The organism is Arenibaculum pallidiluteum, assembly GCF_017355985.1.
Taxonomy (GTDB): Bacteria; Pseudomonadota; Alphaproteobacteria; order Azospirillales; family Azospirillaceae; genus Arenibaculum; species Arenibaculum pallidiluteum.
In genome coordinates this window covers 1-26,705 of record NZ_JAFIQU010000020.1, presented here as the reverse complement: position 1 = coordinate 26,705, position 26,705 = coordinate 1, and the positions used below count along the sequence as shown (strand labels likewise).

General features: G+C 69.6%; 26 protein-coding genes. 12 read left to right on the top strand and 14 right to left on the bottom strand.

Going from position 1 to position 26,705, the window contains the following annotated elements:
* Positions 1-15 precede the first annotated feature (15 nt).
* Both JUB13_RS26750 and JUB13_RS26745 read right to left on the bottom strand, forming a co-directional pair.
* Positions 16-273, bottom strand: a complete 258-nt coding sequence (locus tag JUB13_RS26750; protein WP_207484651.1) for a hypothetical protein — start codon at positions 271-273, stop codon at positions 16-18.
* Positions 274-356: 83 nt separating this feature from the next.
* A complete protein-coding gene (locus JUB13_RS26745; protein WP_207484648.1) occupies positions 357-2,024 on the bottom strand; it encodes a methyl-accepting chemotaxis protein in 1,668 nt (555 codons plus the stop codon).
* Positions 2,025-2,378: 354 nt separating this feature from the next.
* Between JUB13_RS26745 and acs the strand changes: the two genes are divergently transcribed.
* The 3 genes from acs to JUB13_RS26730 all read left to right on the top strand — a co-directional run bounded on the left by acs (position 2,379) and on the right by JUB13_RS26730 (position 6,884).
* Positions 2,379-4,322 (top strand): acetate--CoA ligase, encoded by a 1,944-nt coding sequence (gene acs / locus JUB13_RS26740; RefSeq protein WP_207484645.1) that lies wholly within the window; start codon positions 2,379-2,381, stop codon positions 4,320-4,322.
* 212 nt (positions 4,323-4,534) lie between these two features.
* Positions 4,535-6,304, top strand: coding sequence for a sensor histidine kinase (locus JUB13_RS32145; RefSeq protein ID WP_207484643.1), 1,770 nt, complete (start codon positions 4,535-4,537; stop codon positions 6,302-6,304).
* Between the two features lie 298 nt (positions 6,305-6,602).
* Complete coding sequence (locus JUB13_RS26730) at positions 6,603-6,884, top strand: hypothetical protein (RefSeq protein ID WP_207484641.1); 282 nt, start codon at positions 6,603-6,605, stop codon at positions 6,882-6,884.
* 154 nt (positions 6,885-7,038) lie between these two features.
* Here the strand turns inward: JUB13_RS26730 and JUB13_RS26725 are convergent, their stop codons facing one another.
* The 4 genes from JUB13_RS26725 to JUB13_RS26710 all read right to left on the bottom strand — a co-directional run bounded on the left by JUB13_RS26725 (position 7,039) and on the right by JUB13_RS26710 (position 9,308).
* A complete protein-coding gene (locus JUB13_RS26725; protein WP_207484639.1) occupies positions 7,039-7,599 on the bottom strand; it encodes a hypothetical protein in 561 nt (186 codons plus the stop codon).
* Positions 7,600-7,754: 155 nt separating this feature from the next.
* Positions 7,755-7,943, bottom strand: a complete 189-nt coding sequence (locus JUB13_RS26720; RefSeq protein WP_207484637.1) for a DUF1674 domain-containing protein — start codon at positions 7,941-7,943, stop codon at positions 7,755-7,757.
* Positions 7,944-7,998: 55 nt separating this feature from the next.
* Entirely contained in the window at positions 7,999-8,682 is a 684-nt protein-coding gene (locus JUB13_RS26715; RefSeq protein WP_207484635.1) for an HAD family hydrolase, read from the bottom strand.
* Positions 8,679-9,308 (bottom strand): MarC family protein, encoded by a 630-nt coding sequence (locus JUB13_RS26710; RefSeq protein ID WP_207484633.1) that lies wholly within the window; start codon positions 9,306-9,308, stop codon positions 8,679-8,681. Before JUB13_RS26710 ends, JUB13_RS26715 begins: the two co-directional genes overlap by 4 nt.
* Before the next feature lie 140 nt (positions 9,309-9,448).
* Here JUB13_RS26710 and JUB13_RS26705 point away from each other — a divergent pair, with 140 nt between their 5' ends.
* On the top strand, positions 9,449-10,150 hold the full coding sequence (locus tag JUB13_RS26705; protein WP_207484631.1) for a CoA transferase subunit A: 702 nt from the start codon (positions 9,449-9,451) through the stop codon (positions 10,148-10,150).
* A gap of 16 nt (positions 10,151-10,166) precedes the next feature.
* Positions 10,167-10,823 carry a CoA transferase subunit B gene (locus JUB13_RS26700; protein WP_207484629.1) on the top strand — a complete coding sequence of 219 codons (657 nt, stop codon included), beginning with the start codon at positions 10,167-10,169 and terminating at the stop codon, positions 10,821-10,823.
* Here JUB13_RS26700 and JUB13_RS26695 read toward each other — a convergent pair.
* Together JUB13_RS26695 and JUB13_RS26690 are read right to left on the bottom strand one after the other, a co-directional pair.
* Entirely contained in the window at positions 10,813-11,586 is a 774-nt protein-coding gene (locus JUB13_RS26695; protein ID WP_207484627.1) for an HAD-IA family hydrolase, read from the bottom strand. The genes JUB13_RS26700 and JUB13_RS26695 overlap by 11 nt on opposite strands.
* 210 nt (positions 11,587-11,796) lie before the next feature.
* On the bottom strand, positions 11,797-12,711 hold the full coding sequence (locus tag JUB13_RS26690; RefSeq protein WP_207484624.1) for a LysR substrate-binding domain-containing protein: 915 nt from the start codon (positions 12,709-12,711) through the stop codon (positions 11,797-11,799).
* 121 nt (positions 12,712-12,832) lie between these two features.
* Here JUB13_RS26690 and JUB13_RS26685 point away from each other — a divergent pair, with 121 nt between their 5' ends.
* Entirely contained in the window at positions 12,833-13,102 is a 270-nt protein-coding gene (locus JUB13_RS26685) for a DUF1127 domain-containing protein (RefSeq protein WP_207484621.1), read from the top strand.
* Between the two features lie 200 nt (positions 13,103-13,302).
* Here the strand turns inward: JUB13_RS26685 and JUB13_RS26680 are convergent, their stop codons facing one another.
* Both JUB13_RS26680 and JUB13_RS26675 read right to left on the bottom strand, forming a co-directional pair.
* Complete coding sequence (locus tag JUB13_RS26680; protein ID WP_207484618.1) at positions 13,303-14,949, bottom strand: sensor domain-containing diguanylate cyclase; 1,647 nt, start codon at positions 14,947-14,949, stop codon at positions 13,303-13,305.
* Positions 14,950-15,402: 453 nt separating this feature from the next.
* A complete protein-coding gene (locus tag JUB13_RS26675) occupies positions 15,403-16,572 on the bottom strand; it encodes a helix-turn-helix transcriptional regulator (protein ID WP_207484616.1) in 1,170 nt (389 codons plus the stop codon).
* A gap of 172 nt (positions 16,573-16,744) precedes the next feature.
* Here JUB13_RS26675 and JUB13_RS26670 point away from each other — a divergent pair, with 172 nt between their 5' ends.
* The gene (locus JUB13_RS26670; RefSeq protein WP_207484613.1) at positions 16,745-17,302 is read left to right on the top strand and encodes a hypothetical protein; all 558 of its coding nucleotides are present in this window, start codon (positions 16,745-16,747) and stop codon (positions 17,300-17,302) included.
* Between the two features lie 711 nt (positions 17,303-18,013).
* On the opposite strand, the gene JUB13_RS26665 is transcribed toward JUB13_RS26670, so the two are convergent.
* Positions 18,014-18,436: a GFA family protein gene (locus JUB13_RS26665; protein ID WP_207484610.1), complete on the bottom strand. Its 423-nt coding sequence runs from the start codon at positions 18,434-18,436 to the stop codon at positions 18,014-18,016.
* Positions 18,437-18,530: 94 nt separating this feature from the next.
* On the opposite strand from JUB13_RS26665, the gene JUB13_RS26660 reads away from it, so the two are divergent.
* Positions 18,531-19,679, top strand: a complete 1,149-nt coding sequence (locus tag JUB13_RS26660) for a pyridoxal phosphate-dependent aminotransferase (protein WP_207484608.1) — start codon at positions 18,531-18,533, stop codon at positions 19,677-19,679.
* A gap of 104 nt (positions 19,680-19,783) precedes the next feature.
* Here the strand turns inward: JUB13_RS26660 and JUB13_RS26655 are convergent, their stop codons facing one another.
* Complete coding sequence (locus JUB13_RS26655; RefSeq protein WP_207484605.1) at positions 19,784-20,911, bottom strand: type III PLP-dependent enzyme; 1,128 nt, start codon at positions 20,909-20,911, stop codon at positions 19,784-19,786.
* A 383-nt stretch (positions 20,912-21,294) separates the two neighbouring features.
* Entirely contained in the window at positions 21,295-22,467 is a 1,173-nt protein-coding gene (locus JUB13_RS26650; RefSeq protein ID WP_207484603.1) for a pyridoxal phosphate-dependent aminotransferase, read from the bottom strand.
* Between the two features lie 434 nt (positions 22,468-22,901).
* Here JUB13_RS26650 and JUB13_RS26645 point away from each other — a divergent pair, with 434 nt between their 5' ends.
* Entirely contained in the window at positions 22,902-23,333 is a 432-nt protein-coding gene (locus tag JUB13_RS26645; RefSeq protein ID WP_207484599.1) for a response regulator, read from the top strand.
* Positions 23,334-23,366: 33 nt separating this feature from the next.
* Here JUB13_RS26645 and JUB13_RS26640 read toward each other — a convergent pair whose 3' ends face one another.
* On the bottom strand, positions 23,367-23,909 hold the full coding sequence (locus JUB13_RS26640; RefSeq protein ID WP_328703030.1) for a GNAT family N-acetyltransferase: 543 nt from the start codon (positions 23,907-23,909) through the stop codon (positions 23,367-23,369).
* Positions 23,910-23,980: 71 nt separating this feature from the next.
* Here JUB13_RS26640 and ccmA point away from each other — a divergent pair, with 71 nt between their 5' ends.
* From ccmA to JUB13_RS26625, 3 genes are all read left to right on the top strand, one after another.
* The gene (ccmA, locus tag JUB13_RS26635) at positions 23,981-24,700 is read left to right on the top strand and encodes a heme ABC exporter ATP-binding protein CcmA (RefSeq protein WP_207484594.1); all 720 of its coding nucleotides are present in this window, start codon (positions 23,981-23,983) and stop codon (positions 24,698-24,700) included.
* Positions 24,697-25,362 carry a heme exporter protein CcmB gene (gene ccmB, locus JUB13_RS26630; protein ID WP_207484592.1) on the top strand — a complete coding sequence of 222 codons (666 nt, stop codon included), beginning with the start codon at positions 24,697-24,699 and terminating at the stop codon, positions 25,360-25,362. Before ccmA ends, ccmB begins: the two co-directional genes overlap by 4 nt.
* Before the next feature lie 152 nt (positions 25,363-25,514).
* Positions 25,515-26,504 carry a coiled-coil domain-containing protein gene (locus tag JUB13_RS26625; protein WP_207484590.1) on the top strand — a complete coding sequence of 330 codons (990 nt, stop codon included), beginning with the start codon at positions 25,515-25,517 and terminating at the stop codon, positions 26,502-26,504.
* Positions 26,505-26,705 lie beyond the last annotated feature (201 nt).

Sequence of the window (26,705 nt, the reverse complement as noted above, 5' to 3'; positions counted from 1 at the left end):
TGGCGGCCGCCGGGCTCAGCGGAGCTCGGCGGCCCCGGCCAGGAAGGCGTCGGTCGCGGCGGCCACGCATTGAGCGACCGCCTTCGCATCCCGGGCGGCCGTGGCGGCGGGACGTCCCTCGCCCGGAAGGGCGCGCAGGATCTCGTCGAGCGCCATCAGACAGGTCCGGTCGGCCATCTGGACCAGCCGGCCGGCGGTGTCGGGCGAGCGGGGCGGATCGTCCTGCCCCCCGTCCCGTCCACGGCCGCCGCCCGCTTCGATGTCCCTCGCCATGACCTGACCTCATGATCGGAAACCGGCCCAAGGCTAGGCCCGCGGGGTTAACGCGGGCTTAAGTCCCGGGGCCGGGCCGATCCTCAGGCCGCGCGGATCTCGGACAGGAAGCGCGCGACCTCGTCGCTCAGGGTCTCGGAGCGGCGCGTCAGGCTCTGGGCGGCCTCCAGCACCTCGGACGCGCACCGGCCGGTGCTGCCCGCGCTTTCGGTCACGGCCCCGATGCTCCGCGAGACGGCCTGTGTTCCGCTGGCGACCTGGTCGACGGCCCGGGCGATCTCCTGGGTGGCGGCGCTCTGCTCCTCGACCGCGCTCGCGATCAGGGTCGCGATGCGGTTGATGTCGCCGATGGTCCGCCCGATCTCCTGGATCGCGCCGACGGCCTCGCCGGTGACCTGCTGCATGGCGCCGATCTGGCCCGAGATCTCCTCGGTCGCCCTTGCCGTTTGGTTCGCGAGGTTCTTGACCTCCTGCGCCACCACGGCGAAGCCCTTGCCGGCCTCGCCGGCGCGCGCCGCCTCGATCGTGGCGTTCAGCGCCAGAAGGTTCGTCTGCGCGGCGATGTCGTGAATCAGCTTCACCACCTCGCCGATGCGGGCCGCCCCTTCGGACAGGCCGCGCACCGTGCCGTCGGTGCGCTCGGCATCGGCGACGGCGCGGGTCGCCACCTCCGTCGAATGGCCGACCTGGCGCGCGATCTCGTTGATCGACCCGGCCAGCTGGGCGGCCGAGCTGGAGACCGACTGTGCGCTTCCCAGCGTCTCGGCGGAGCTGCCGGCCGCCGCGTCCGTGCCCTGCGCCGTGACTGCCGCCAGCTCGGCCATTGAGCCCGCGACTCCCGCCATGCGGCGGGACGCGTCGCCGATCTCCGCCACCAGCGCGCTGACGGTGCCCTGGAAGCGGTCCGCCAGCGCAACCAGCGCGGCCCGCTTCTCGGCCTCCGCCCGGCGCTCCTGCTCGGCGCGCTCGGCCTCGTGCCGGGCAATGGCGGAGGCGTTGTCCCGGAAGACCTGGACGGAGGCCGCCATGACGCCGATCTCGTCCCGGCGCCCGAGCCCCGGGATGGCGGCATCCAGCGCGCCGCGCGCGATGGCCACCATGCTGCCCGCCATGGCGCGCAGCGGACCCACCACCACCCTGCCCAAAAGCAGGTTCAGGACGACGAGCTGCAGCGCCAGCACCACCAGGGACAGGCCGACCTGCTCGACCAGCATAGAGGCGGTCGCGGCGTTCTGCCGGTCCAGGCTCCAGGCCACGACGAGCGCGCCGGCGATCCGGGTGCCGCGCGTGTTCATGACGGGAACGGCGACGGCGAGATGCCCGTCCGTCGCCCGGGTCTGCACGCCCTCGCCGGCGAGGACCCGCTGCACCATCGCGTTCTCGGCGGCGGCATCAAAGGCCGAATGGGCGGGGTTCTGATAGGCGATGATGGGCCCGGAGGCGTCGGCGAAGGCCGCAAGGGCCGCAAGCTGCGATCCCTCCGCCTGGGCCAGGGGCAGGAACTCGCTCTCGATCGAGGCGCCGTCCCGCCCGGCCACGCCGACGCGCGCCGCATTGGCGAGCATCTGCGTCTTGGTCACGGAATCCGCCGTGGCCACCGCCACGAACTGGGCGTGCTGGCGATGGGCCTGAAGACCCACCATCGCAACGAAGCCCAGCAGGATGGATGCGGTGAAGGCGGCGGTGACCTTGCGGCCAATGGTCCAGAAGCCACGGCGCCCGGCGCCGGCGGCGGTAGCATTCGCGTCCATTGTCTCTCCCTGACGGTTCAGACTGCCGGCCCCGTGAGGCGCCGGCCGACGAACCCTCCCCCTGTCGGGCGGGCTTCGTGGCCCGCCTCGCTTATGATGGGATTTAAGGCGAAGGGACTGAAACGCCACAAGGGGAATCAATTCCCTCGCCCGGAAGCGCTGATGACCCACCGAAAGTGGTAGAGATCGGCCGGTGCTTCCCTGCGGTTCGCGGGGCGGACCGCACGGGCCGCGGACCGCTACGTTCGTCGCCTTGCCGCGTTGCAGTCCTGATTGTTAAGGTCCGCGGAAAGTCGGCGGCGATCGCGTTAAGGCACGCGCCCAAGGACATAACCACATCGGGGGAGCCAGCCCATGAACACCAACGATACCCTTTTCACCCCGCCCGAATCGGTTGCGGCCAAGGCCTGGATCGACGCTGCGAAGTACAAGGAGATGTACGAGCGCTCGATCAGCGATCCCGAGGGTTTCTGGGCCGAGCAGGGCCGACGCATCGACTGGATCAAGCCCTTCACCAAGGTGAAGGACGTCAGCTACCGCGGCGACGTGCACATCCGATGGTACGAGGACGGCACGCTGAACGTCGCCGCCAACTGCATCGACCGGCACCTTCGGGATCGCGGCGACCAGACGGCCATCATCTTCGAGGGCGACGACCCCGGCACCAGCCGCGCCATCACGTATCGCGAGCTGCACGAGCAGGTCTGCCGCTTCGCCAACGTGCTGAAGTCCCGCGGCGTCTCCAAGGGCGACCGGGTCACGATCTACCTGCCCATGATCCCCGAGGCCGCCTATGCGATGCTGGCCTGCGCGCGCATCGGCGCCATCCACTCGGTCGTCTTCGGCGGCTTCTCGCCGGACAGCCTGAAGGACCGGATCATCGACTGCGACAGCCGGGTCCTGATCACCGCGGACGAGGGCCTGCGCGGCGGCCGCAAGGTGCCGCTGAAGCGCAATGCGGACGAGGCGCTGAAGCAATGCCCCGGCGTCGGGACGGTCGTCGTGGTGCGCCACACCGGCGGCACCGTGGACTGGAGCGAGGGGCGCGACGTCTGGCTGCACGAGGCGGCCGCCAAGGTCCCGGCGGACTGCCCGCCCACCGAGGTCAACGCCGAGGACCCGCTGTTCATCCTCTACACCTCGGGATCGACCGGGAAGCCCAAGGGTGTGCTGCACACCTCGGGCGGCTATCTCGTCTACGCGGCGATGACCCACCAGTACGTCTTCGACTACAAGCCCGGCGAGGTCTACTGGTGCACGGCCGACGTGGGCTGGGTGACCGGGCACAGCTACATCCTCTACGGGCCGCTGGCCAACGGCGCCACCACGCTGATGTTCGAGGGCGTTCCCAACTACCCGACGGTGTCGCGGTTCTGGGAAGTCATCGACAAGCACAAGGTCAACATCTTCTACACCGCGCCGACCGCCATCCGCGCCCTGATGCGCGAGGGCGAGGAGCCCGTGAAGCGCACCAGCCGCGCCAGCCTCCGCATCCTCGGCTCGGTGGGCGAGCCCATCAATCCCGAGGCCTGGCTCTGGTACCACCGCGTGGCCGGTGACAGCCGCTGCCCGATCGTGGACACCTGGTGGCAGACCGAGACCGGCGGCATCCTGATCTCGCCCCTGCCGGGCGCCATCGCCGCCAAGCCGGGCTCGGCGACGCTGCCCTTCTTCGGGGTGCGGCCGGTCGTCGTCGACAACGACGGCAAGACGCTGGAAGGGGCGACCGAGGGGAACCTCTGCATCGCCGACAGCTGGCCGGGCCAGATGCGCACGGTCTTCGGCGACCACCAGCGATTCGTGCAGACCTACTTCTCGACCTTCGAGGGGATGTACTTCACGGGCGACGGCTGCCGCCGCGACGAGGACGGCTATTACTGGATCACCGGCCGCGTCGACGACGTGATCAACGTGTCCGGTCACCGCATGGGCACGGCCGAGATCGAAAGCGCCCTGGTGGCACATCCCAAGGTGGCCGAGGCGGCCGTGGTGGGTTATCCCCATGACCTCAAGGGTCAGGGAATTTACGCCTATGTCACGCTCAATGCCGGCGAGGTCGCGAGCGAGGACCTGCGCAAGGAGCTGGTCGCCTGGGTCCGCAAGGAGATCGGCCCCATCGCGACCCCGGACCTGATCCAGTGGGCACCCGGCCTGCCGAAGACCCGCTCCGGCAAGATCATGCGCCGCATCCTGCGCAAGATCGCGGCCAACGAGCACCAAGCGCTGGGCGACACCTCGACGCTGGCCGATCCCGCGGTCGTCAACGACCTCGTGGACAACCGCATGAACCGCGGCTGATCCGCGGCCCGGCGCTCCCCGGCGGAGCCGGGGAGCGCCGGGCCGGCTGCGGCCTGCCTTCCGCCTTCCGGCTGAGCTGCGATCCGCCCGTGGAAGGAGGCGCCGGAGCCTCCCGCAACACGCCGCCGGCTGATACAATGTATTTGCTAAAAATTCTATAAATGCTGCTATGGTCTGCGCCCGTGAGGTGGCGCGGACGAAAGGGAATTGGCGTGAAGCCGGAGGTCTTCCGGGACTCCGAAGCCGGCCGGAAGCGCCGCGCGATCCAGGCCTGGTGGCATCCCGGCGCGCGGATCCTGGTGCTCGGCGCCCTGGCCATCGCCATGGTCGCAGGCGGCCTGACCTACCAGCTCGTCACCGACTACTGGAAGACGCGGGCTGCGGCCGGCGCCGAGGCCCGGAGCTACGCGCGGCTGCTGCGCGAGCATGTCGACCGCACCCTGGAGGGGACCGAGCTGTCCCTACGGCGCCTCGCCCGCGAGGTCGCGGGCCGCAGCTGGGACGAGGTCGCGACTTCGCGGCCCCTGTGGACCGAGTTGCGCGCGCTCGCCAACGAGCTTCCCCAGATCCGCTCCGTCTGGCTCGTCGATGCCGAGGGCCGCATGCGGCTCGACAGCGATCATTTCCCGGCGCCGGCGCTGGACGTCTCCGAGCGGCACTACATCCAGGCGTTTCAGGGCGCCGGGCCCGACCTGCCCTTCATCGGCGGCCCCACGGTGGGCCGCCAGGCAGCGCGCCGGTACTTCCCGGTCGGCATTCCGGTGCGCGACGGCGGACGCCTGCAGGGCGTCATCGTCGCGGCCATGGAGCCCGGCTACTACATTCCGATGATCGAGGGGCTGGACGGCTGCACCGGCTGCCGGATGGCCGTCGCCCGCACGGACGGCGTCGTCCTGGTCGAGGCGGTCGCCGAAGGGCGTGCGCACACCCCGGCGCGGGCGACCGTCGCGGCCGCCGCGCTGCGCCCCGTGACGGATCTCGCCCCGCGCCTGCTGGAGGGGCCGGACCCGCTCGGGCTGGGGCATCCGCACATCGCCGCCGTCGCCAATTTCGGGCACCTGCCGCTTGCGGCCGTCATCGACGTTCCGCGCGCGAGCCTTCTGGAGCGCTGGGCGACCACGGCGGTGCCGCTGCTGTTCATCGGGGCGATCTCCATCGGCCTGCTCGGATTCCTCACCGTCAGCTCGGCGCGGCGCTCGACCCACGAGCGCCGGCGCAGCCTGGAGCTGGAGACCGCGCGCCAGCAGGCCGAGCAGGCGAACCGCGCCAAATCGGTCTTCCTCGCGAATATGAGCCACGAGCTGAGGACGCCGCTGAACGCGATCATCGGCTTCTCCGAGGTGATCCGCGACGGCCGCGTCACGGACGACGTGCTGCGCATCCGCGACTACGCCGCCGACATCCATGCCGCCGGATCCCATCTGCTGGGGATCGTGGACGACCTGCTCGACCTCGCGCGGATCGAGGCCGGGAAGGTCTCGCTCCGGCTGGGGCCGGTGCCGGTCAGGAGTGCGGTCGCCGAGGCAATCCGCACGGTGGAGCATCGGGCCGTGGCGGCGGGCATCGCGCTCTCGGCCGAGCACGACCCCGCGGTGGATGCCGTCCTCGCGGACGAGCGCTCGCTGCGCCAGGTGCTGATCAACCTGCTTTCCAATGCGGTGAAGTTCACGCCGCCGCGCGGCTCGGTCGTGGTGGCGACACGGCTCGAAGCCGATGCCGTGACGATCCGGATCTCCGATACCGGCATCGGCATTCCGTCCGACGAACTCGAGCGCGTCATGCGGCCTTTCGAGCAGGTCCAGACACCGCTTGCGCGCACCCACGAGGGCGCCGGGCTCGGCCTGCCGATCGCCAAGCGCCTGGCCGAGATGCAGCGCGGTTCGCTTGTGCTGGCCTCCGAGCCCGGCCGCGGCACCACGGTCACGCTCAGCATGCGCGCCGCTGTCCGGGCTGCACGTCCGCTCGCGGCCGCCCTGAACTGAAGACCGAGGGGCGCAACCGACCTCCCCAGCCCCACGGGGCCGGGCCCGTGCTTCCCAAACGCGCGCTAGCAGCGCTTTACATCCCTTAACTCGCAAGTCCCGTCCGCAAGATTTATATCCGATCCTGCGAGCAATGAAGCAGACTCTCCCAATGGATCCTGAAGGGCTCTGCGAAAGCAGACCATAGACGGCTCTCTCTCGCGTGTTCTCCGCATTGCTGGTGGCGTAAAGCTATTTGAGCTTCCTTTCAAATCATCCGGTGGCGTCTATGACGGGCGCCGCAGGAAGGAGAATTGTCATGAACAAGTTGCAGATCGTTTCCGTGGCGCTCGCCGCCACCCTGTTCTCCGCTCCGGCCTTCGCCAACGAGGGGATCGGCTCCGAGAACCTGTTCGTGGGGTCGACGGATCTGGCCTCATTCAACGCCGTCCGTTCGGCGGCGTCCGCCCAGGCGTCGCTCATGAGCCGGGCCAAGACGGCCGAGCCGCCGCAGGCATCGAGCGCCGGACCGGCCAGGGGTGCCGGGTCGCTCGCAGACGGCCACGACCGGTCCACGACCGGCCCCTACAGTCCCATGTGAGCATGGGGGTGACCCGGGCGGAAGGGCGCCCCGTGCGGGAAGCCGCCAGAGGACGGCGGCCGGTCCCGGAATGGAACCGGTCGCCGATCCTCATGCCCGCAGGGCAGCGCAAGCCCGCGCCGGGCATGGTGTCCGTCATCCCGGGAACGGGAGATCAGTTCGGGCGGTCGGCGGTCTCGCTGGGGGCAGCCGAATCGACGACGCCGGGGATCGACGCAAATCCGAGCGGGAACAGCCGCTTCGCAACGTCGGCCACAAGGAAGCGGAAGCCGGCCTGTCCCGGCTGCAGGCTGCCCGACATGCGATCCGAGGCCTCGCTGAGCTTCTCGGCCCCGCGGCAGAAGACACCGGTCACATGGGTGGTCGCGCGCAGATCCGCGGGATCGGCCGGCGGCGTCGCCTGGACCGCCTCGGGCTCGCGGCACATGCGCTGGCCGTCGACGACGTCATCGCCGTGGAAGACCATCACCAGGCGATAGGTGTGGTTCGGCTGGTAGGCCGGGCTGCGCGTGAAGTTGGCCTGCGGATCGACCAGCGCGGGGGGAAGGGCCTGGGCGATGGCGTCGACGAAGGCGTTCTGCTCCACATTGGGCATGGATCCGACGACCACGAGGTCAAAGCCTGAATCCGGTCGCGGAGTCTTCTCGGTGACCGCCTGGGCGCCCCCGGCGACGGTCAGGCATGCCATGGCCGGCAGCAGGATGCGGATCCGCATGTCGCCCCTTCCGATCGTCTTGCTGATGCCAAGCGAACACGGGTGGGCGGTGCTTGTTCCGGCCTGCCCCCATGGGGTGGGTCGGGGAATCCTTCGCGGGCGGGCATCCCCGCCGCGGGCCCCTTGATCAGAGTCGCGCGATCGGAATCGCGCGATCAGAAGTCGGAGCAGCGCCCCTTGAATTCCCAGTCGCCGTAGCGCGTGGGCTCGGGTCCGGGAGGGCCGCCGATCTCGCCCTGCTTCTGGACTGGGGGAACCGGCGGGGCGCCGCCCTCTTTTGCTTCCTCGGCGGCGGGATCGGCCGCCGCGTCCCGCGGCGTGGGATTGGTCTCGGTGCTCGTCATGGACGGAATATGGCGTCGCGGACCGGTGGCGCCAAGCATCGCTCCGCCGCAGGCCTCACAGCGCCGCCAGCAGATCCGGCAGATCGGCGAGCGATGCGGCGCGCAGGTAGCCCTCGGCTGGGGGGTCGGCCTGCTCGTGAGCCCAGGTGACGTGATAGGGCACGTGGACGGCGCGCGCGCCGAGCGCGAGCACCGGCAGGATGTCCGAGCGCACCGAGTTGCCGACCATCACGAAGCGCTCGGGCCCGACGCCGTGGCGGGCCAGCACGCGGCGATAGGTCTCGGGGTCCTTCTCGGAGACGATCTCGATCCCGCGGAAGTGCTCGGCCAGGCCGCTGCGCGCGATCTTGCTCTCCTGGTCGAACAGGTCGCCCTTGGTGATCAGCAGCAGGTCGTGACGGCCGGACAGCGCCTCAATCGTCTCGGCGACGCCGTCCAGCAGCTCGACGGGATGGCGCAGCATCTCCTTCCCGAAATCGAGGATGCGGCGGATGTCGCTGGCCGGGACGCGCTCCGCGGACACCTCGACGGCCGTCTCGATCATCGAGAGCACGAAGCCCTTGATGCCGTAGCCGAAGATCTCGAGGTTGCGCCGCTCGGTGTCGAGAAGCCGCGCGTCCAGGTCATCGGGGGACACCTCCTCGGCCAGAAGCGCGCGGAAGCGCTCCTGGGTCATCGAGAACAGCGTCTCGTTGTGCCAGAGCGTGTCGTCCCCGTCGAAGCCGATCGTCCACCTCATCCCGCCACCCCGCTTTCCCGGATGCCATCGATCACGAACTGACAGGCAAGCGCCGCCAGCAGGATCCCGAGCACCCTGTCCACCACGTTGATCCCCGTCACGCCGAGAACCCGGCTGATCCAGCCCGCCGCCAGCAGTGCCGTCAGCACCACCGCCAGCACGGCGGCCAGCACGCCCAGCACCAGCATCTGCGCCCAGGGGTCGCCGTCCGCCCGTCCCATCAGCAGCAGCACGGTCGTCAGCGCCCCCGGACCCGCGATCAGCGGGATCGCGAGGGGGAAGACCGATATGTCCTGCCGGTTCGTCGCCTCCTCCACCTCGCCTGCGGTGGTCGAGCGCAGGCCGGAGGGGCGCGCGAAGACCATGTCGACGGACAGCAGCAGCAGCAGGATGCCGCCGGCGATGCGAAAGGCCGGGAAACCGATCCCCAGCGCATGCAGCAGCGCCTCGCCCGCGAAAGCGAAGACGAAGAGGATGCCGGCCGCGATCAGGACGCCCTTCACCGCCATCCGGCGCCGGTGCGCGGGATCGTCGCCGCGCGTCAGCGCCGCGAAGATCGGGCCGGTGCCGAGCGGATCGAGCGTGACGAGAAGGGCTATGGCGGCCGTGGCGGCGAGATCGAGCATGGGCGTGCCGCGTGTCTAATCCGCCGGGCTCCTCGTGACAAGCGGCGGTCGGTTCCGTTGACACCGGCGGAAACGCGGGATAGGCAGACGCGGCGGATGCCCCGCGACCGGCGCGGCCAAGAAGAAGGGGGACTGCAGGGATGAAGAAGGTGTATCCGGATGCCCGGGCGGCGCTGGAGGGCGCGCTGTTCGACGGCATGACCATCATGTCCGGTGGCTTCGGGCTCTGCGGGATCCCGGAGAACCTGATCGACGCGCTCGTCGAGAGCGGGGTGAAGGGCCTGACGGTGATCTCCAACAACGCCGGCGTGGACGGATACGGCCTCGGCAAGCTGCTGGACACCCGCCAGATCCGGAAGATGGTCTCTTCCTATGTCGGCGAGAACAAGACCTTCGCCCAGCAGTATCTCTCGGGCGAGCTGGAGCTGGAGTTCAATCCCCAGGGCACCCTGGCCGAGCGCATCCGCGCGGGCGGTGCCGGCATCCCGGCCTTCTACACGAAGACCGGCGTCGGGACGCTGGTGGCCGAGGGCAAGGAGATCCGCGAGTTCGAGGGCGAGCGCTACGTGATGGAGACGGCGCTGAAGGCCGATCTCTCCATCGTCAAGGCGTGGAAGGGCGACACCGAGGGCAACCTGGTCTTCCGCAAGACCGCCCGCAACTTCAACCCCATGATGGCGACCGCCGGCAAGCTTACGGTCGCGGAGGTCGAGGAGCTGGTCGAGCCCGGCCAGATCGATCCCGACCAGATCCACACGCCCGGCATCTTCGTGCAGCGGATCATCCAGGGCCGGAACTACGAGAAGCGCATCGAGCAGCGCACGACCCGCAAGCGCGCCTGAAGGGGAGGGACGGACGATGGCATGGAGCCGTGAGGAGATGGCCGCGCGCGCGGCGCAGGAGCTGCGCGACGGGTTCTACGTGAACCTGGGGATCGGGATCCCGACCCTGGTCGCGAACTACATTCCGGCCGGGATGACGGTGGCGCTGCAGTCCGAGAACGGCATGCTCGGCATGGGCCCCTTCCCCTTCGAGGGCGAGGAGGACCCGGACCTGATCAACGCCGGCAAGCAGACCATCACCGAGCTGCCGACCACGAGCTACTTCAGCTCGGCCGACAGCTTCGCGATGATCCGGGGTGGCCATATCGACCTGTCGATCCTGGGCGCCATGCAGGTGGCGGCCAACGGTGACCTGGCGAACTGGATGATCCCGGGCAAGATGGTCAAGGGCATGGGCGGCGCCATGGACCTGGTGGCCGGCGTCAAGAAGGTCGTCGTCGTGATGGAGCACACGGCCAAGGACGGCGAGAAGAAGCTGCTGAACGCCTGCTCCCTGCCGCTGACCGGCGCCGGCGTCGTGGACATGGTGATCACCGACCTCGCGGTCTTCACCATCGACAAGCACAAGGGCGGCGACCTGACCCTGGTCGAGCTGGCGCCCGGCGTCACCGTCGACGAAATCCGCCAGAAGACCGAGCCCGACTTCAAGCTCGGCCCGGGCCTCAACGGCTGAGGCCGGCTGCCCCGCCCGCGGGGTGGGGCCGTCCCCCAGGGCGTCCCCCGGGGACCCGTGGCGCCGCGGCGTGCCAGGACACCACGGCGGCGAGCGCCGGTGGCGGCGCGTCCGGGCCGAGGACCGCCACGGCGCCGGAGAAGTCCTCACCGGCGGTGTAGAGGCTCGGCGTGACGGCCACGGGTATGCCGGCACCGACCGCGGCGAGAACGCCGTTCCGCGAATCCTCGAGCGCCAGGCAGTCGTCGCCGTCCAGGCCGAGATCGGCCAGGGCGGCGTGGTAGACGTCGGGCGCGGGCTTCTTGCGTGGGACCTGGTCGCCCGCGGCGACGGCGGCGAACTGGCTGCGCCAGCCGGGTCCCAGCGTCGCCCGCAGGAGGGTGTCCACGTTGGACGGGCTCGTCGTCGTCGCGATGCCCAGCCGCAGGCCCGCCGCCAGCGCGTCGCCGATCAGCTCCGCGATGCCGGGCCTGAGCGCGACCCCTCCGGATTCCACGAGGGCATGGTACCGGGCGTTCTTGAAGGCGTGGATCTCCGCCACCAGGCTCTCCGGCAGCCCGGCCTCGGCCATGCCCACGTCCCGGGCGTGGCGCCGCAGGCGTTCCTTGCCGCCCGTGGTGGCGAGCAGCCGCCGATAGGTCTCGCGGTCCCAGCGCCAGGGCAGGCCGAAGCGCGCGAAGGCCTCGTTGAAGGCGCGGCGGTGCAGCTCCTCCGTCTCGGCCAGCGTGCCGTCCACATCGAAGATGACCGCGCGGAGTTCCATGCCACCTGCTCCCGATCGCGGCGGCGAGCCGCCGCCACGCTCATGTTCCCGCGCGGGCTGCGGCCCGGGAAGGGCAATTCTCCTAAGGCCGGGGATAAGCGGCGCTGAGGCGTGCATCCGCTGACGCGACGGGCGCTTCGCCGCGCCGTCGTCCGGCGAGGCTTCATCACCCTCCGTCGGCGGCGAACTGCAGCTCGACTGCAGCGGCGGCTAGGCGGGGCAGGCGGCGCCGGGAACGGGGGCGGCGACACGCGGCATGCGCACCCGTCCGGCGTCGGCCGCCTGGAGCCGGTCGCTGATCACCTCGGCAAGGGCGGTTGCCTGCGGCGCCTGACCGGCGCTGTTGCGGATCAACCCGATCCGGCAGTCCGGCAGTGCCGGCAGCCCGGCATCCGGCGCAACGACCCGGTGCCCGTCACGCAGGACGCTGTCGGGCATAACCGTGACGGCCAGCCCCGCCTGGATCAGCGGGGCTATGGCGGCGTAGTTGCTCGACACGAGGGCCAAGCGTGCCGGCACGCCCTGCGCCTCGAGCGCCGTCAGCGCCGCGCGGCGCCAGGCGCAGTTCGGGCCCGCGAGCGCAAGCGGCAAGGGGCGGCGTTCCTCGACCGGACCTGCGCGCAGGCCTGCCACCCAGTGCAGCGGCTCCTCGCGCAGGATCTCGATGCCCTTGATCCGTTCACAATCGGTGACGATCGCAACGTCGATCTCCCCCGCCCTGACACGCTCCGCGAGCATGATGCTGGGGTCGCAGACGATCGACAGCTCGACCAGCGGATGCCGGCGGATGAAGCGGTCGACGATCTCTGGAAGAAAGGGCTCGGCATAATCGTCGGGAATGCCCAGGACGACCCGGCCCTTGAGCCCCTCGGCCCCCATCTCCGCAAGCGCCTCGGCCTCGACCTGCAGCATGCGTCGTGCATGGTCGATCAGCCTCTCGCCGTCCGGCGACAGCACGGCGCCGCGTCCCTGGCGCACGAAGAGCGGCCGGCCGATGCGCTCCTCCAGACGTCGCACATGCATCGACACGGCGCTCTGGGTCTTGTTCACGCGTTCGGCCGCGCGCGTGAAGCTTCCTGTATCGACGATCGCGATGAAGGAACGGAGCTGGTCGGTGTCGAGCATGGCAGATCGATCGTGAAACGCGATTGGTCTCATGTCAAACATTCGTTAGACCGATGGGCGCCCGCGGCACGAGGATGGCGGTGCCAGGGATCGCATCCCCGGCAGGACGAGGATACGGGGAATGACGACAACCTTCGATACGCTGTGTGCCGCCGCTCGGCCGTCCTGGATCATCCGTGCGCGTCACGCCGCGACCGGGTTCGCCGCCAGGGTTGCCAACATCATTCGTGGCCCGCGCCTGCTCATCGAACTCGCCGCCATGAGCGACCGCGAGCTGGCGGATATCGGGCTCGCGCGGCAGGATCTGCACGACGCGACCGCGATGCCGCTGGGCTGCGATCCGGAGCCTGTTCTCCGGGCCCGAAGCGAGGAGCGGCGCCGGCGCTGCTGAGCGTCGTTCCTTCAGCTCAGAGCAAGGAGGTGCGCAGCATATGCCGTGGCACCCGGACGACTTCGTGGCCGGCCGCGCCCACAGGGTTCCGCCGCTGGTAGACCAGCTCAACCACTCTCCATACCCCCAGCCGCATCGTTCGGACTGGGCGAGGAGGATGGCCGGAAGAGCATCGTTCGCATCCCCGGCGTCGCGACCGCTCAGCTCGAGGCCAGCGATCCAGCGCGGCAGGCGTTGCCGCGCACGAACATGGCCCGGTTTCGCCCGGCGCGCTTAGCCTCGTACAGCGCCTTGTCGGACGTCGCCAGGAGACGCTCAGGCGTCATGCCGTCGTCCGGCCAAACCGCAATGCCGATGCTGCATCCCACGCGAACGGCCCGGCCGCCCACCACCAGCGGCTCATTGACAGCGCCGATCAGCCGATCCGCAACCTCCGCAGCGGCTTCGCCTTCAGGACACGAGCTCAGCACGGCGACGAACTCGTCGCCCCCGAGACGCGCGATGACGTCGTCGCCGCGCAGGCACGACGCCATCCGACTCGCCACGTGCCGGAGCACGGCGTCGCCGGCCTGATGCCCGAGCGTATCGTTGATCGGCTTGAACCCGTCGAGGTCGAGGGAAAGCAGCGTGAAGGGGCGGGCGTCGGACCGGCTGACCTGCGCTTCAAGGTACCGGTCGAGAAATCGCCGGTTCGGCAGCGCCGTCAGCCGGTCCTGGTAGGCGGCATCCTCCATCCGTGACAGGGCCACCTTCGTGTCGGTCAGCGACGCGACGAGGTCGCGCAGCGAGGCCGACAAGTCCGCCACCTCGGCCGTCCCGCCAATCGCCGGGATCTCTACGCCGGGCTCGCCCCGCCGCAGCCGGACGGCGGCGTCGGCAATGGCCCGCAATGGGCGCGCCAGCCATCCGGCGGCGAACCATGCCGCGACACTGAAGAGCAAGGCGAATCCGGCTCCCCAGACGAAGATCTCGCGACGAAGCGCCGCCGCATCGGCGAAGGCCGCCTCGACCGGCTGGCGAACCAGAACGGTCCAGCCGAGACCTCGGTAGTCGGCATGCCCGGGCCCCTGCGCGTAGCCGGTCAGGTACGTCTCTCCGTCCGGCCAGGTCTCGACCGCCCATCCGATCGCCCGAAGCCGAGCCGATCCGACGCTGTGGATCGGCAGCATTTGGCCGAGACTGCCTTCGGGACCGAGCAGCGTCGTTCCGTCTGCGCCGACGATGAAGACCTCAAGACCTCGACGGTCCTGCATCGGCCGCATCAGCGTCCGCTCGACCTCGCGCGCCCAGCCCCAGGAGAAATGGGTCGCCAGGACGCCGTCGATGTCTCCTTCCGCATTCCGCATCGGAGTCGCGACGTCAACGAACTTCATGGGCTCGCCGCTCGGGTTTGGCAGGAGCTTCGCCAGCATCACCGCGTCATGGACGTCGCCGATGAAATGCCCACGAATGCCCTCGCGGAATACCGGCCTCGAGGACGCGTCGGCTCCCAGCAGAATGCCGCCGCTGGCCGCAACGATCCGACCATCCCGGTCGAGGACGCCCACCCAGGCTAGCGTGTGGTCCTTGCGCTTCAACTCGTCGACGACCTTCTGCGCGACGGTGGCGTCGCGCAGGGCGTCGATCCTGGCGAGTACGGCGACCTGGTTCGAGCGGGCCCACATGTCGGTATCGAGCTTCTCGGCCATCTGGAACGCCGCTTCCGAGAGCGACCGGCCGATCTCGCGTTCGAGCTGCCGTTCCGATCGGATACCCACGGCGAGGCTCAGCATGGCGGCCGCTCCGACGGCCAGAACGGCGCCAGTCACCGCGATGACGCTCTGCAGGTTCCCCAGCTTTCTCGGCATGCCGCAAACCCTGAGTTTCTACGGCATTCTTCCGATTTTCGCCAAATTTGTAAAGGCTTGATAGTTTTTGTCTTGAGCCTTGGTTCGTTTCTTAAGACGTGTTCTGATTGTTGTCGTGCAGGGGCGCGAAATTGCCCCGGCATGATTTCGTTATTCCATTGGAGACGTTGGGTTCCTGCCCTAAAGGGGTAATGTTTCCTCCTTCATGAGGTTGTGCCGGTCACTAAGGGCACGGCTTGGCGTTGTCAACACGGGCTGCGCCCGCCGCCACGCGCTCTTAGGGCGTCAAGCTTGCGATCAAATTTGTCTGTTGGACTGAGCTCATGATGGTTGGCTCAGTCGCACTTAGTCCTGGCTGACGGCATGCTGCAGTCTCAGCCAGTTCGGGTTGGAAGCCGCGTTGAGATATGGTCGGATACCAAATAACCTCAGGCTGCTACACTTGGTCGGTCTTCAGTAGTGGCTTAGGTCAGGTGGTCGGAGCTCGCAGATATCCTCTGATCCAATATTGGACTGGATCTTGACTAAGAGCCGAGCCAATTCGGCCTGCCGATGAGTATCCGTCTTCTCGAATACACGCTGCAGGTGGACGCGCACGGTCGACAGCGTCACCCCGAGTGAGTCAGCGGCAGCCTGCAGACCATGGCCGTGCGCGACAAGAGCCGCAACCGCGGCCTCCGCCGCCGTTAGCCCGTAGAGCTGTCGCAACTGCGTCAGTGATGTCTTGGACTCCACCTCCGGATCCACCATCAGCACGAAAACGCCGACGCCCCGCAAGGCAATCCCGTCTGCCCGGCCCCTCGACGGCATGACGTGAATGATCAAGGGCCTCCGTCCTGACGGCCGTGATACCGCCATTGAAGAACCAGAGTTTCCGTCCGACGCGCCGCCTGCGGCGGCGGACCCGATCGCACGCTGCAGGGCGGTATCCCGTGAGCGGGACATGGCGCGAAGCCGGCCTCCGTCGACCATGATTCCGTCTCCGGACATCAAGATCCCGCCCGCAGCGCGGTTCAGGAATGCGATGCTGCCATCATTCCGCAGGAGAACTACGCCGCACTCCAGCCGGTCGAGTGCATCCAATGCCATGCCTTGGGTGAGGTGCAGCTCCTTCATCCTCCGGTTCGCCTCAAGGGCGCGCCTGACGTGGGGAGTAAGCAGGGTCAGCAGCTCGATGTGAGGCCGCTCCCACGGTTCGGCGCGCTCGGACCGCCACAGCGCGAGCGCCGCGACCTCGGCGCCGGAGCGCCACGGGAGTGAGGCGAGGCAGGTGTCAATGTCCTGCGGCCGCAGGAAGTCGTTCCAGAATTCGGTCCGGCGGAACTCCTCCTTCGGCAGGAACATGCGATCGATCAAGGCAGTGCACCCGAAGAGGGCAACATTGTGCCGGCTCATCGGATTGCAGTGCATGAAGTGGTCGCGATAGCGCTGCACGTAGCTGTCGTCCGCGCCATGGGTCATGGTCCTCCCGGTCCCACGCCTCATGTCTTCGATGCTTAATACCACTTGGGACGCTTCGAACGCTCGACTGAACCTATCGAGCGCAGTGCCCCACCGCTGCTCATCCAGCGCGGCGTCGTAGATGGCGGATACGAGTTCATCGAAATCGTTCAGCGCGACCATGGGACACGCCTCCTGATGCCAGCGGGCGATGCCTCCATTCCGCCCGATACGGGCCCATCTCGCGAGCGGCTGAGATACGTCCACCGCTGCAAGGAAGGGTCATGCAACCGTGCGACGGAGTCCAGACGCCTAGTATGTTCATACGACGACGGGACAGGAGCGATCCCTTAGTGTGCCCAAGGATGGCCGGGCGATCACGGTGCCCGTGACGCCGGAGCGCTTGGCGGCTCCTGTCAACCGAGAGGACGGCATCATGACAAATGCCCAATTCCTGGAGGCGGTGCTGCTCGGGGCAAGCGGACTGATTTCGTCTGCGGTCCTAGCCGGGGTGGAGCCGGGGATCTCCTTCACCGAACCGCAACGCAGGATCGACGCGTTCTGCAGTGCGCGCTTTGCCGTGGGCCCCATGCCGGCACTTGATGCAATGGTTCGGCAGACCGATCCTGATGTCCTGATCGAAGGCAAGCTCGTGAAGGGCATGTATTATTCCGAAGCAGCCGAGGGGGCGAACGACCTGGTCGCGTTCCGCTTGGCCTGCGACAGGTTACTCGAGAGCCGGCCCTTCCTGATTTTTGACTTCCGGACCAGCAAGTATTCGCTCGATACGAACCGGGACGGCTGTGCGGAGGAGGTCGGGCGCCTGCCGCACCCCGAGGTAGATCCGGTGCCGTTCCTCAACCGTCTGCCCGATGCCAGCGGGTATTGCTACGAGGATCGGCCGGCCGCGTAGCCCCGCATCTGCCGGGTGGCGGAAGGAAACTCAGGCTCCATCAGGCGGGTTCGCTGCCAATGTATCGGGGGAGCTCGGCTCATGCTGAAAGACAAAGTCACGTCGCGTGCCATTCTGGCGTTGGCGACAGCGCTGTCGATCAAGGTGGCATCGCCCCACGCATCTGCTCACGACTGGTATTCGGACCTTAGGGCGAAGAATGGAACATCGTGCTGCAACAGCAGAGATTGCCGCCCGGTCGGGCACCGCTACACTGTCGAGAAAGGCCTTGAGATCCAGATTGGGGATTCTTGGTTAGAAACAGACCCATCTGCAGTCTTGCCGACACTATCTCCGGACGGAAACGCTCATGCATGCTATTATTACGGGAGTAGCGGGTACATGATGCCTCGGGTCGTAGGCCCTGTTATCCGCTGCGTAATCTTGCCGGCGTCATCTTGACGCGAGCGAGGCGCTTGAGGCACGTGGATGTGAAGTCAGGCGATCAGGCGCCGCAGATCTCCTCGACGAGGATGAGGTCGCAGGCGGCGGCCAGGAGCAAGCGAATCCGGGCTCGGCTCGGACCGAAACGGGGTTTACTACCACGCCATGGGCCCGGGCCGTGGACTCAGGGCCGGATTGAGCTCATGCCGTAGCATCGGCTCCACCTTCCGCTGCCCCAGGCGCCGGCAACAAGGACGAAAACGGTGCCATCAGGCCGCCAGACAGAACCTAGCCGCGGGATTGCGTGAACTCTGGCCCGCCGAGCGGCGGGACCCAGGGCAGGCGGTGCCGCGTCCAGATCGCGTAGTCGGGCGGGCGGATCCGCTCGGGCGCGTCCAGGCTGCCGAGGAACACGTCGACCTCTTCGCCGCCGTTCTTGATCCAGAACAGGGCCGATCCGCAGCGCGGGCAGAACTGCCGCTCGGCCTTGGGCGAGGCGGCGTAGGCCGCGGGCTCGCCCGCCAGCAGCACGAACTGCGCGCGGTTCCAGGTCGCGAAGGCAGGCAGCGCCGAGCCGGTCTGGCGCCGGCACATCGTGCAGAAGCAGGCATTGGCGGAAACCGGGATGCCCGACACCCGGTAGCGCACGGCGCCGCACAGGCAGCCGCCCTCGTGGGTCTCGTGGACCGTCTCCTGGGTCGCTTCAGCCATGCATTCGCTCCTTCGGCCCGCTGACGCCTGGGAAACCCGCCGGCGAGCCGCTAGGCTAGCGTGCGACGCCAATTCCCGGAACCCGACACAAGCGATGCTCCTGCGCCCCGAGATCGAAGCCCTGCCCAACAGCCCCATCGTCGAGGTCGCGAATTACGGCCGCGGCCGCCCGGGCCTGATCCCGCTGTGGTTCGGCGAGGGCGACGTGCCCGCGCCCTCCTTCGTGGCCGATGCCTGCGACCGCGCCGTGCGCGAGGGACACGTCTTCTACACCTGGCAGCGCGGCCTGCCCGAGCTGCGCGCGGCGCTCTCGGCCTATCTCGGCCGCGTGCACGGGGTGCCGGTGGAGGTCGACCGGATCACCGTCACCACCTCGGGCATGCACGGCATCGTCCTGGCCATGCAGGCCCTGGTCGGGCCCGGCGACGAGGTCGCCGTGGTGGCGCCGGTCTGGCCCAACGTCTTCGCCGCGGTCCGGATCGTCGGCGGCGTGCCCGTCCAGGTGCCGCTGAGCACCGGCGATGGCGGCTGGACCCTGGACCTGGAGCGGCTCTTCGCGGCCTGCGGGCCGCGCACCCGGGCGATCTTCGTGAACTCGCCGGGCAATCCCACCGGCTGGACCATGGGCCGGGACGATCTCGGTCGCCTCCTGGCCTTCGCCCGCGAGCGGGGGATCTGGGTGATCTCGGACGAGGTCTATTCCCGCGTCAGCTACACCGGCCGTCCCGCCCCCTCGATGCTCGAGCTGGCCGCGCCCGACGACCGGATGATCGTGCTGAACAGCTTCTCCAAGACCTGGGCCATGACCGGCTGGCGGCTGGGCTGGCTGGCCGCGCCCGCGGAAATGGGCCCGCATTTCGAGAAGCTCGTGCAGTTCTCGACCTCGGGCGTGCCGGGCTTCGTGCAGATGGCCGGCTTCGCCGCCATCGAGCAGGGCGAGCCCTTCGTGGCCGAGATGGTGGAGCGCTGCCGGCGTGGGCGCGACATCGTCTGCGACGCGCTGGAGCGGCTGCCGCGGCTGCGGCTCTCCCGGCCGGACGCCGCCTTCTATGCCTTCTTCTCGGTGGAGGGCGAGACCGACAGCGTCTCGCTGGCCAAGCGCCTGATCGACGAGACCGGCGTGGGCCTCGCGCCCGGCGCGGCCTTCGGAGATGCCGGCGAGGGCTATCTGCGCCTGTGCTTCGCCTCCTCGCCCGAGAAGCTCGAGGAGGCCGTGGCCCGGCTGGCGCCGGCGCTGCGCTGAGCGGGCCCAACAAAGGAACCGGAAAAGAAAAGGGCGGGACCGGCATGGCCGGTCCCGCCCCGCGATCCTGTCGGATCGGATCCCGTCGGGATCAGATGCAGCAATCAGATACAGTACTGGCGCAGCGGCTCAAAGCCGTTGAAGGCGACCGAGGCGTAGGTCGTCGTGTAGGCGCCGGCCGCGTGGATCGTGACCTTGTCGCCGATCTTCAGGTCGGACGGCAGCCGGTAGTCGGCCTTCTCGTACAGCACGTCGGCGCTGTCGCAGGTCGGGCCCGCCAGGATCACCGGCTCGGCCGAGCCGGCCCGCTCGGTGCTGATGGGGTACTGGATCGCCTCGTCCATCGTCTCGGCCAGGCCGCCGAACTTGCCGATGTCGAGATAGACCCAGCGGCGATTGTCGTTGGCGGACTTGCGCGAGATCAGCACCACCTCGGACTGGATCACGCCGGCGTTGCCGACCATGCCGCGGCCGGGCTCCACGATCGTCTCGGGGATACGGTTGCCGAAGTGGCGGCGCAGCGCCTCGTCGATCGCGGTGCCATAGGCCCCCGAATCCGGGACGTCGGTCCGGTAGCGCGTCGGGAAGCCGCCGCCCAGGTTGACCATGCGCAGGTTGACGCCCTGGGCCTCGAGCTCCTTGAACAGCCGCGCCGTCTGGGCCAGCGCCGTGTCCCACTGGGTCACGTCCTTCTGCTGGCTGCCCACGTGGAAGCTGACGCCGTAGGGCTCGACGTTCATGGAGGCCGCCTGCAGCAGCAGGGCGCGCGCCATCTCGGGCTCGCAGCCGAACTTGCGCGACAGCGGCCACTCGGCGCCCTCGCCGGAGGTCAGGATGCGGCAGAACACGCGCGAGCCCGGGGCCGAGCGGGCGATCTTCTCGAGCTCGTCGATGCTGTCGAAGGCGTAGAGCCGCACGCCGAGCGCGTAGGCCCGGGCGATGTCGGCTTCCTTCTTGATGGTGTTGCCGTAGGAGATGCGGTCCGCCGTGGCGCCGGCCTCCAGGCACATCTCGATCTCGTTGACGCTCGCCGTGTCGAAGGACGAGCCCAGCCCGACCAGCAGGCGCAGGATCTCGGGCGCGGGATTCGCCTTCACCGCGTAATAGATCCGCGCGTCAGGCAGGGCGCCGGCCAGGGCGCGATAGTTCCCCTCGACGATGTCGAGGTCCAGGACGAGGCAGGGGGTAGCAGGACGTCGCTCGTCCAGGAAACGAGCAATCTTCTCGTTCATCCCAGGGCTCCCAAGGGACAAAGGTTCAGGTCGGGGCGGGTTGGGTCGATCGGTCCGTGCCGGCGCCTAAAGCGGACGCCGCGTCGATCAGGCGCTCGGGGAGCCTGGACTGTACCGGCCGGATTTTCGGGCAGGGGCGGGCATCACCGGCCCACCGGGGACAACATCAAACATCGTAACCTCCAAGACGCCGCCTTGTTTAAGGGACGGTCGGGGATACGCGTTCGTCGTTGCATAACCCCACTTGGAAGAACCGTGGGGGCCAGGGGCACGTGCTCTCGCGGACGTCCCGAATACACCCGATCGAACGGGGATCAAAGCGAAAAATAGGCCTGTCCAAAAAATGCCCACGGGTGATCCGTGACCACGATTTGGGCCAGGATTCAGGCCAGGGAATCCGCAAAGCGAAGGATGCGCAGCGCGGCATCGGCCAGCACGGCGTCGGGTGCGGCCAGCGATATGCGCAGGTGCCCCGCCGCGCTCGGGCCGAACCCGTCGCAGGGCAGGACCGCGACACCCTCCCGATCCAGCAGCCCGCGCGCGAAGGCCTCGGCCTCCAGCCCGGTGCCGCGCACGTCCAGCAGCACGAACATGCCGCCCTCGGGAGCCGCGGCGCGGCAGCCGCGTGCCGGGGCCACGGCCTCGACGAAGAGGGCGGCGCGCCGCCGGTAGGCCTCGGCCATGCCGGCGACCTCGGGCAGCTCGGCGGTCAGCGCCACCAGGGCCGCGTCCTGGATGAAGGGCGGCCCGCCATAGAGCATGCAGAGCACGAGGTTGTGGAGGTGCCGCGCCAGCTCCACGGGCCCGATGATCCAGCCAAGCCGGAAGCCGGGAAGGGCATGGGACTTGGACAGGCTGGACACGACGACGGTTCGCTCCGCCATGCCCGGCAGCGCCCAGGGGCTGAGATGCTCCCGCGCATAGGCAAGGTCCTGGTAGACCTCGTCCGAGAGCACCCACAGGTCGTTCCGGCGGGCGAGGTCGCACATGGCCGCGATCTCGGCGCGCTCCAGCACCGCGCCGGTGGGGTTGTGCGGGCTGTTCAGCCACAGCACCCGCGTCTGCGGCGTCACGGCCTTCGCCAATGCGTCCAGGTCGGGATGGAAGCCCCGCTCGGGCCGCAGCGGCACCGTGTCGAGGCGCGCGCCCGCGGCCCTCGCCACCGCCTCGTAGGTCGCGTAGAGCGGCTCCATGCCCAGCACCGCATCGCCCGGTCCGGCCAGGCACTGCATCGCGCAGAAGAGGCCGGCCTGCGCGCCCGGCACCATCACGACGTTCTCCGCGGTGCAGGGCTGGCCGGTGCGCGCGGCGAAGCGGGCCGCCACGGCGGCCCGCAGCTCGGGATAGCCCACGATCGGCGAATAGGTCGTCCGCCGCGCGCGCAGGGCCGCGACGGCGGCGTCGATCACCGGCGCGGGCGCGGCCATGTCGGGATCGCCCACCGTCAGCAGGATCACGTCGCGCCCCTCTCCGCGCAGGCGCATGGCATCGGTGTGGACCGCCCAGGCGGCGGCACCCTTTCCGGCGACCCGGTTCACGAGCGGCGAAAATCGCATGGCGCGTCTCCAGTGGCGGGGCAGAGGCATTCCCATACCGCGGCGGGGCGCGTGACGCCGCCTGCAAAATCGCCCGGTCTGCCCTGCCGTGGCCGGCCCGCTCCCGGCTCGCGCCTACCCCCATTTTGATCCCGAGGCACGCCCCGCGTAGCGCCGCGATCCCCATTTTCGCCACTTTTCGGAACGAGATTCCTCGCAGCAAGGCAGGACGGCAAAGCCGACCACCGAAGCCCAATCACGGCGCCCAGCACGGGCGCCGCCAGCCAAGCCCCCGCTGGATCTGCCGGCCACCGCACGTGCCCCCCGCGGTGGCCGTTTTCTTTTCAGGTCCGCAGCTCGGGACCGGCCGGACGCGCCGGCTGGGCCTCCATCCACGGCGCTCGGCATCCGGATAGGGATCGGAACCGAATCCCGTGCGAAACAGTTGCTGTTCGGTGTCGACCACCACGCCGCGTGCCACCTTGCGTCTGCTGATCATCGAAGATCAGGCCATCCTGGCCCTCGCCCTGGAGGGGATGCTCTTCGACCTCGGCCACGAGGTGGTGGGCATCGCGCGCGATCATGCCGAGGCGCTGCGGCTGGCCGAGCGGCACCGGCCCGACCTGGCGCTGGTCGACGTCATGCTCGCCGACGGCATCACCGGCATTGATGCGATGCTGGCCCTGCGCAGCCTGTTCGACGTGCCGAGCCTGTTCGTCACGGGCAGCGCGCGCGAGATCCCCGATGAGGCCCTGCGCCTGGCCGTCGGCATCGTCGAGAAACCCTACCGCGAGACGACCCTGCGCAAAGCGCTGGTCGCGGCCGAGGAATCCCTCGACAGGGCGGCCGCGGCGGAGGTGCGGCAGGGGGCCCGCAGACAGGCATGATCCGCAGGCAGGCGTGATCCCCGGTCCGGCGGCTCACTCGGGCGGCGTCGTGTCCGCCTCGCCGAGCGGCCGCTGCATCAGGACGCTGTCGACCCAGCGCCCGAACTTGAATCCCACCGCGGGAAGCAGCCCCGCCTGGCGGAAGCCCAGGGCCTGATGCAGTCCGATGGAGGCCGCGTTCGCGCTGTCGCCGATCACCGCGACCATCTGGCGCAGACCGCGCGCCTCGCACTCGGCGATCAGCCGCGCCAGCAGGACTCGGCCGATCCCCTGGCCGACGAAGCCCGGCGCGACATAGACGGAGTTCTCGACGGTGAAGCGGTAGGCCGGGCGCGTCCTGTAGGGTCCGGCATAGGCGTAGCCGACCGTCGCCCCGTCCCGCTCCGCCACCAGATAGGGCATGCCGCGCGCCAACACCGCGTCACGCCGGCTAGCCATCTCCTCGATGCTCGGCGCCTCGGTCTCGAAGGAGGCCACGCCGTTCAGCACGTGGTGCGCGTAGATCGCCTGGATCGCCGCGACGTCGCCGGGCAGGCAGGGTCTGATGGTGGTCCCGATCGTCGCGGATGCGGTCACGGTGGTCTCCTGGAGGAGGCGGCGTCGCCATGCTATAGCACGACCATGACCGCTCCTCATCCGGCCCCGTGATGTCCGCCTTCACCGGCCACGCCCTGACCTGCCTGCGCGGCGACCGCATCGTCTTCGCAGGGCTGGACTTCCAGGTCGCCCCCGGCGCCGCGCTCGTCCTGCTGGGTCCGAACGGCAGCGGCAAGTCGAGCCTGCTGCGCCTCATGGCGGGGCTGCTGCGGCCCTTCGCCGGCCGTCTCGAATGGGGTGGGGCGCCGGTGGCCAGGGATCCCGACGCCCACCGGTCCCGGATCCACTATGTCGGCCACCACGACGCCGTGAAGCCGGTCCTGTCCGCCCGCGAGAACCTGTCCTTCTGGGCGGCCATGGGGGGCGCCGCCAACCCGGGTGAGGTCGCCGGCGAGGCGCTGGACCGCATGGGCGTTCCCCACATCGCCGAGGTTCCCGGGCGCTATCTCTCCGCGGGGCAGCGGCGCCGGCTGAACCTCGCGCGGGTTGTCGCGACCCCGCGCCCGCTCTGGCTGCTCGACGAGCCCAGCGTCGCGCTCGACCGCGCCGGCGTGCGCCTGCTGGAGCGGGAGATCGCGGGCCACCGCGCGGCGGGCGGCCAGGTGGTCGTCTCGACCCATGCCGAGATCGATCTTCCCGGGGCCGAGACGCTCCACCTCGACCATTTCGCCCCGAAGGTCCTGACCGACGACGACGAGGACGGTGGCGAGGACGGCGGCGAGGACGGCGGCGGCCGGGACGAGGCGGGCATGCCCGGCGAGGCGGCATGAACCGGTTCCTCGTTCTCGTCCGGCGCGACATCCGGCTGGCCATGCGGCAGGGGGCCGATGCGCTGGTCGCCGTGATGTTCTTCGTGCTCTGCGTCGTGCTGTTCCCCTTCGGCGTCGGGCCCGAGCCCAACATCCTTGCCCGGATCGCGGCGGGCGTGATCTGGGTCGCGGCGCTCCTCGCCTCGCTCCTGGCGCTGGAGCGGCTGTTCCAGGCGGACTACGAGGACGGAAGCCTGGAGCTGCTGGCGCTCGGCGGGCTGCCGCTGGAGGCCGTGGTCGCCGGCAAGACCCTGGCTCACTGGCTGGTGACCGGTCTGCCTCTGATCGCCGCCGCCCCGGTCCTGGCCGTGCTGCTGAACATGAACCCCGACGGCTTCGGCGTGCTGGTCCTGACGCTGCTCGTGGGCACGCCCACCCTGTCCCTGATCGGCGCCATCGGCGCGGCGCTGACGCTCGGCGCTCGGCGCGGCGGCGTCCTGCTGTCGCTGCTGATCCTGCCGCTCTACATCCCGGTCCTGATCTTCGGCGCCTCGGCCGTGGATGCGGCGCTGTCGGGTTTTCCCGCACGCGCCCAGCTCCTGCTGATGGGCGGCATCCTGGCGGCCACGCTGCCGCTCGCACCCATCGCGGGGGCGGCCGCGCTGCGCCAAGCGCTGGAGTGACCGCGGCACCCAGCTCGAATGGGGACGGTGCAGGCAGATGCAGCGCGAAAGGGCGCGGCAGCGCGTTGCGTCGGTACTAATCCCCGTGTCCGGCGCCACCTCGCGGCCCCTCCGGCGATTAACTCGGCGGAATGCAGCGGGGGAGGACCGGAATGGCCGAGGAGATCCGGGACAGCAGCCGTAGCTGGCGCCTGGCCGCCATCGCGGCGGGGGCGGTGGCCGCCGTGATGCTGGTGATCGCGGTCGTCGAGGGCATCCAGCTCAACCGCGAGCAGCGCCGGCTGACCGACCTCCAGGACCGGTTCGACTACACCGCGCACCAGGCCTCCGAGGCCCAGCGCGAGGTGCAGGCCCTGACAGCCCAGGGGCGCGAGGCGCAGGCGCGCGTCGAGGCCCTGGGGCGCGAGCGCGACGCCCAGCTTGCCGAGCTGCGCGGGCAGCTCGACGCCGCCCTGCAGGAGCGCGCGGCCCTGCAGCAGGCGGCGCAGGAACGCGACCTGGCCGTGGCGGCCCTGGCAGCGCTCGAGGAGCGGGTCCAGCGCGAAGGCCTGCTCCAGCAGGCTGCCCAGGAGCTGCAGGCGACGATCGAGGCGCTGCAGGGCCAGGTGGCGGAGCTGCAGGACCGGCGCGCCCGCATGGCCGAGGACGTCCAGCGCGCGACGCACGAGCTCGCGCGGCTGAACGACCAGGCGGGCGCCGCCACCGAAAGCCTGCAGCGCACCGCCGCCACGAACCAGGAGCTGACCGCCCAGGCCGCCGCCCTTCAGCAGCAGGTGGCGGCGGCAGAGGCCGAGCTCGGCCGGCTTACCGAGGGCATCGCGCGCACGAACCAGGAGGCCGCCTCGCTGGCCGAGCGCGTGGCGGCGCTCGAGCAGCGCGAGGCGCTGGCGCGCGCCAACCTGACCGCCGCCACGGACGAGCTGTCCGAGCGCACCGAGCAGGTGGCCGTCTATGCCCGCCAGCTCCAGGAGGTGCAGGCCGCGCTGGACCAGGCGCGCGGCGCGCTGGCGGCACAGCCGGCGGTGCCATCGAACGACGCACAGGGGCAGGCGTCGGGACCGGCCGAGGGCGCGGCGACCTCCGGTTCGGAGGCCGCCCCCGCCGAGGGGGCCGGCAACGGGGAGTCGGCCCCCGCGCGCTGAGCCGGCGGTCCGGCGCGCGACCCGCCGGCGGGGCAGGGCCGCGCAAGCGGCGACTCGAAAACCCGGTGCGCATCGACATATGATGCGCAGCCCCGGAACCGACGTCGCCGCAGCCCGCCATGCATCGATTTGCGAATCCCGCCCGTTTTCAGCGCCTGTCGGCGGTCGTTCTGCCGGTTGCGGCGGGGGCTGCGGTGGTGC

Coding starts and splice junctions, on each gene's coding strand:
- JUB13_RS26725 (WP_207484639.1), bottom strand. CDS start 7,599: ATGCGGATCCGCATCCTGCTGCCGGCCATGGCATGCCTGACCGTCGCC.
- JUB13_RS26675 (WP_207484616.1), bottom strand. CDS start 16,572: ATGGTCGCGCTGAACGATTTCGATGAACTCGTATCCGCCATCTACGAC.
- JUB13_RS26710 (WP_207484633.1), bottom strand. CDS start 9,308: ATGCTCGATCTCGCCGCCACGGCCGCCATAGCCCTTCTCGTCACGCTC.
- ccmA (WP_207484594.1), top strand. CDS start 23,981: ATGTCCGCCTTCACCGGCCACGCCCTGACCTGCCTGCGCGGCGACCGC.
- JUB13_RS26665 (WP_207484610.1), bottom strand. CDS start 18,436: ATGGCTGAAGCGACCCAGGAGACGGTCCACGAGACCCACGAGGGCGGC.
- JUB13_RS26625 (WP_207484590.1), top strand. CDS start 25,515: ATGGCCGAGGAGATCCGGGACAGCAGCCGTAGCTGGCGCCTGGCCGCC.
- JUB13_RS26730 (WP_207484641.1), top strand. CDS start 6,603: ATGAACAAGTTGCAGATCGTTTCCGTGGCGCTCGCCGCCACCCTGTTC.
- JUB13_RS26660 (WP_207484608.1), top strand. CDS start 18,531: ATGCTCCTGCGCCCCGAGATCGAAGCCCTGCCCAACAGCCCCATCGTC.
- JUB13_RS26690 (WP_207484624.1), bottom strand. CDS start 12,711: ATGCTCGACACCGACCAGCTCCGTTCCTTCATCGCGATCGTCGATACA.
- JUB13_RS26700 (WP_207484629.1), top strand. CDS start 10,167: ATGGCATGGAGCCGTGAGGAGATGGCCGCGCGCGCGGCGCAGGAGCTG.
- JUB13_RS26750 (WP_207484651.1), bottom strand. CDS start 273: ATGGCGAGGGACATCGAAGCGGGCGGCGGCCGTGGACGGGACGGGGGG.
- ccmB (WP_207484592.1), top strand. CDS start 24,697: ATGAACCGGTTCCTCGTTCTCGTCCGGCGCGACATCCGGCTGGCCATG.
- JUB13_RS26705 (WP_207484631.1), top strand. CDS start 9,449: ATGAAGAAGGTGTATCCGGATGCCCGGGCGGCGCTGGAGGGCGCGCTG.
- JUB13_RS26745 (WP_207484648.1), bottom strand. CDS start 2,024: ATGGACGCGAATGCTACCGCCGCCGGCGCCGGGCGCCGTGGCTTCTGG.
- JUB13_RS26680 (WP_207484618.1), bottom strand. CDS start 14,949: ATGCCGAGAAAGCTGGGGAACCTGCAGAGCGTCATCGCGGTGACTGGC.
- JUB13_RS26720 (WP_207484637.1), bottom strand. CDS start 7,943: ATGACGAGCACCGAGACCAATCCCACGCCGCGGGACGCGGCGGCCGAT.
- JUB13_RS26715 (WP_207484635.1), bottom strand. CDS start 8,682: ATGAGGTGGACGATCGGCTTCGACGGGGACGACACGCTCTGGCACAAC.
- JUB13_RS26685 (WP_207484621.1), top strand. CDS start 12,833: ATGACGACAACCTTCGATACGCTGTGTGCCGCCGCTCGGCCGTCCTGG.
- JUB13_RS26655 (WP_207484605.1), bottom strand. CDS start 20,911: ATGAACGAGAAGATTGCTCGTTTCCTGGACGAGCGACGTCCTGCTACC.
- acs (WP_207484645.1), top strand. CDS start 2,379: ATGAACACCAACGATACCCTTTTCACCCCGCCCGAATCGGTTGCGGCC.
- JUB13_RS26695 (WP_207484627.1), bottom strand. CDS start 11,586: ATGGAACTCCGCGCGGTCATCTTCGATGTGGACGGCACGCTGGCCGAG.
- JUB13_RS26650 (WP_207484603.1), bottom strand. CDS start 22,467: ATGCGATTTTCGCCGCTCGTGAACCGGGTCGCCGGAAAGGGTGCCGCC.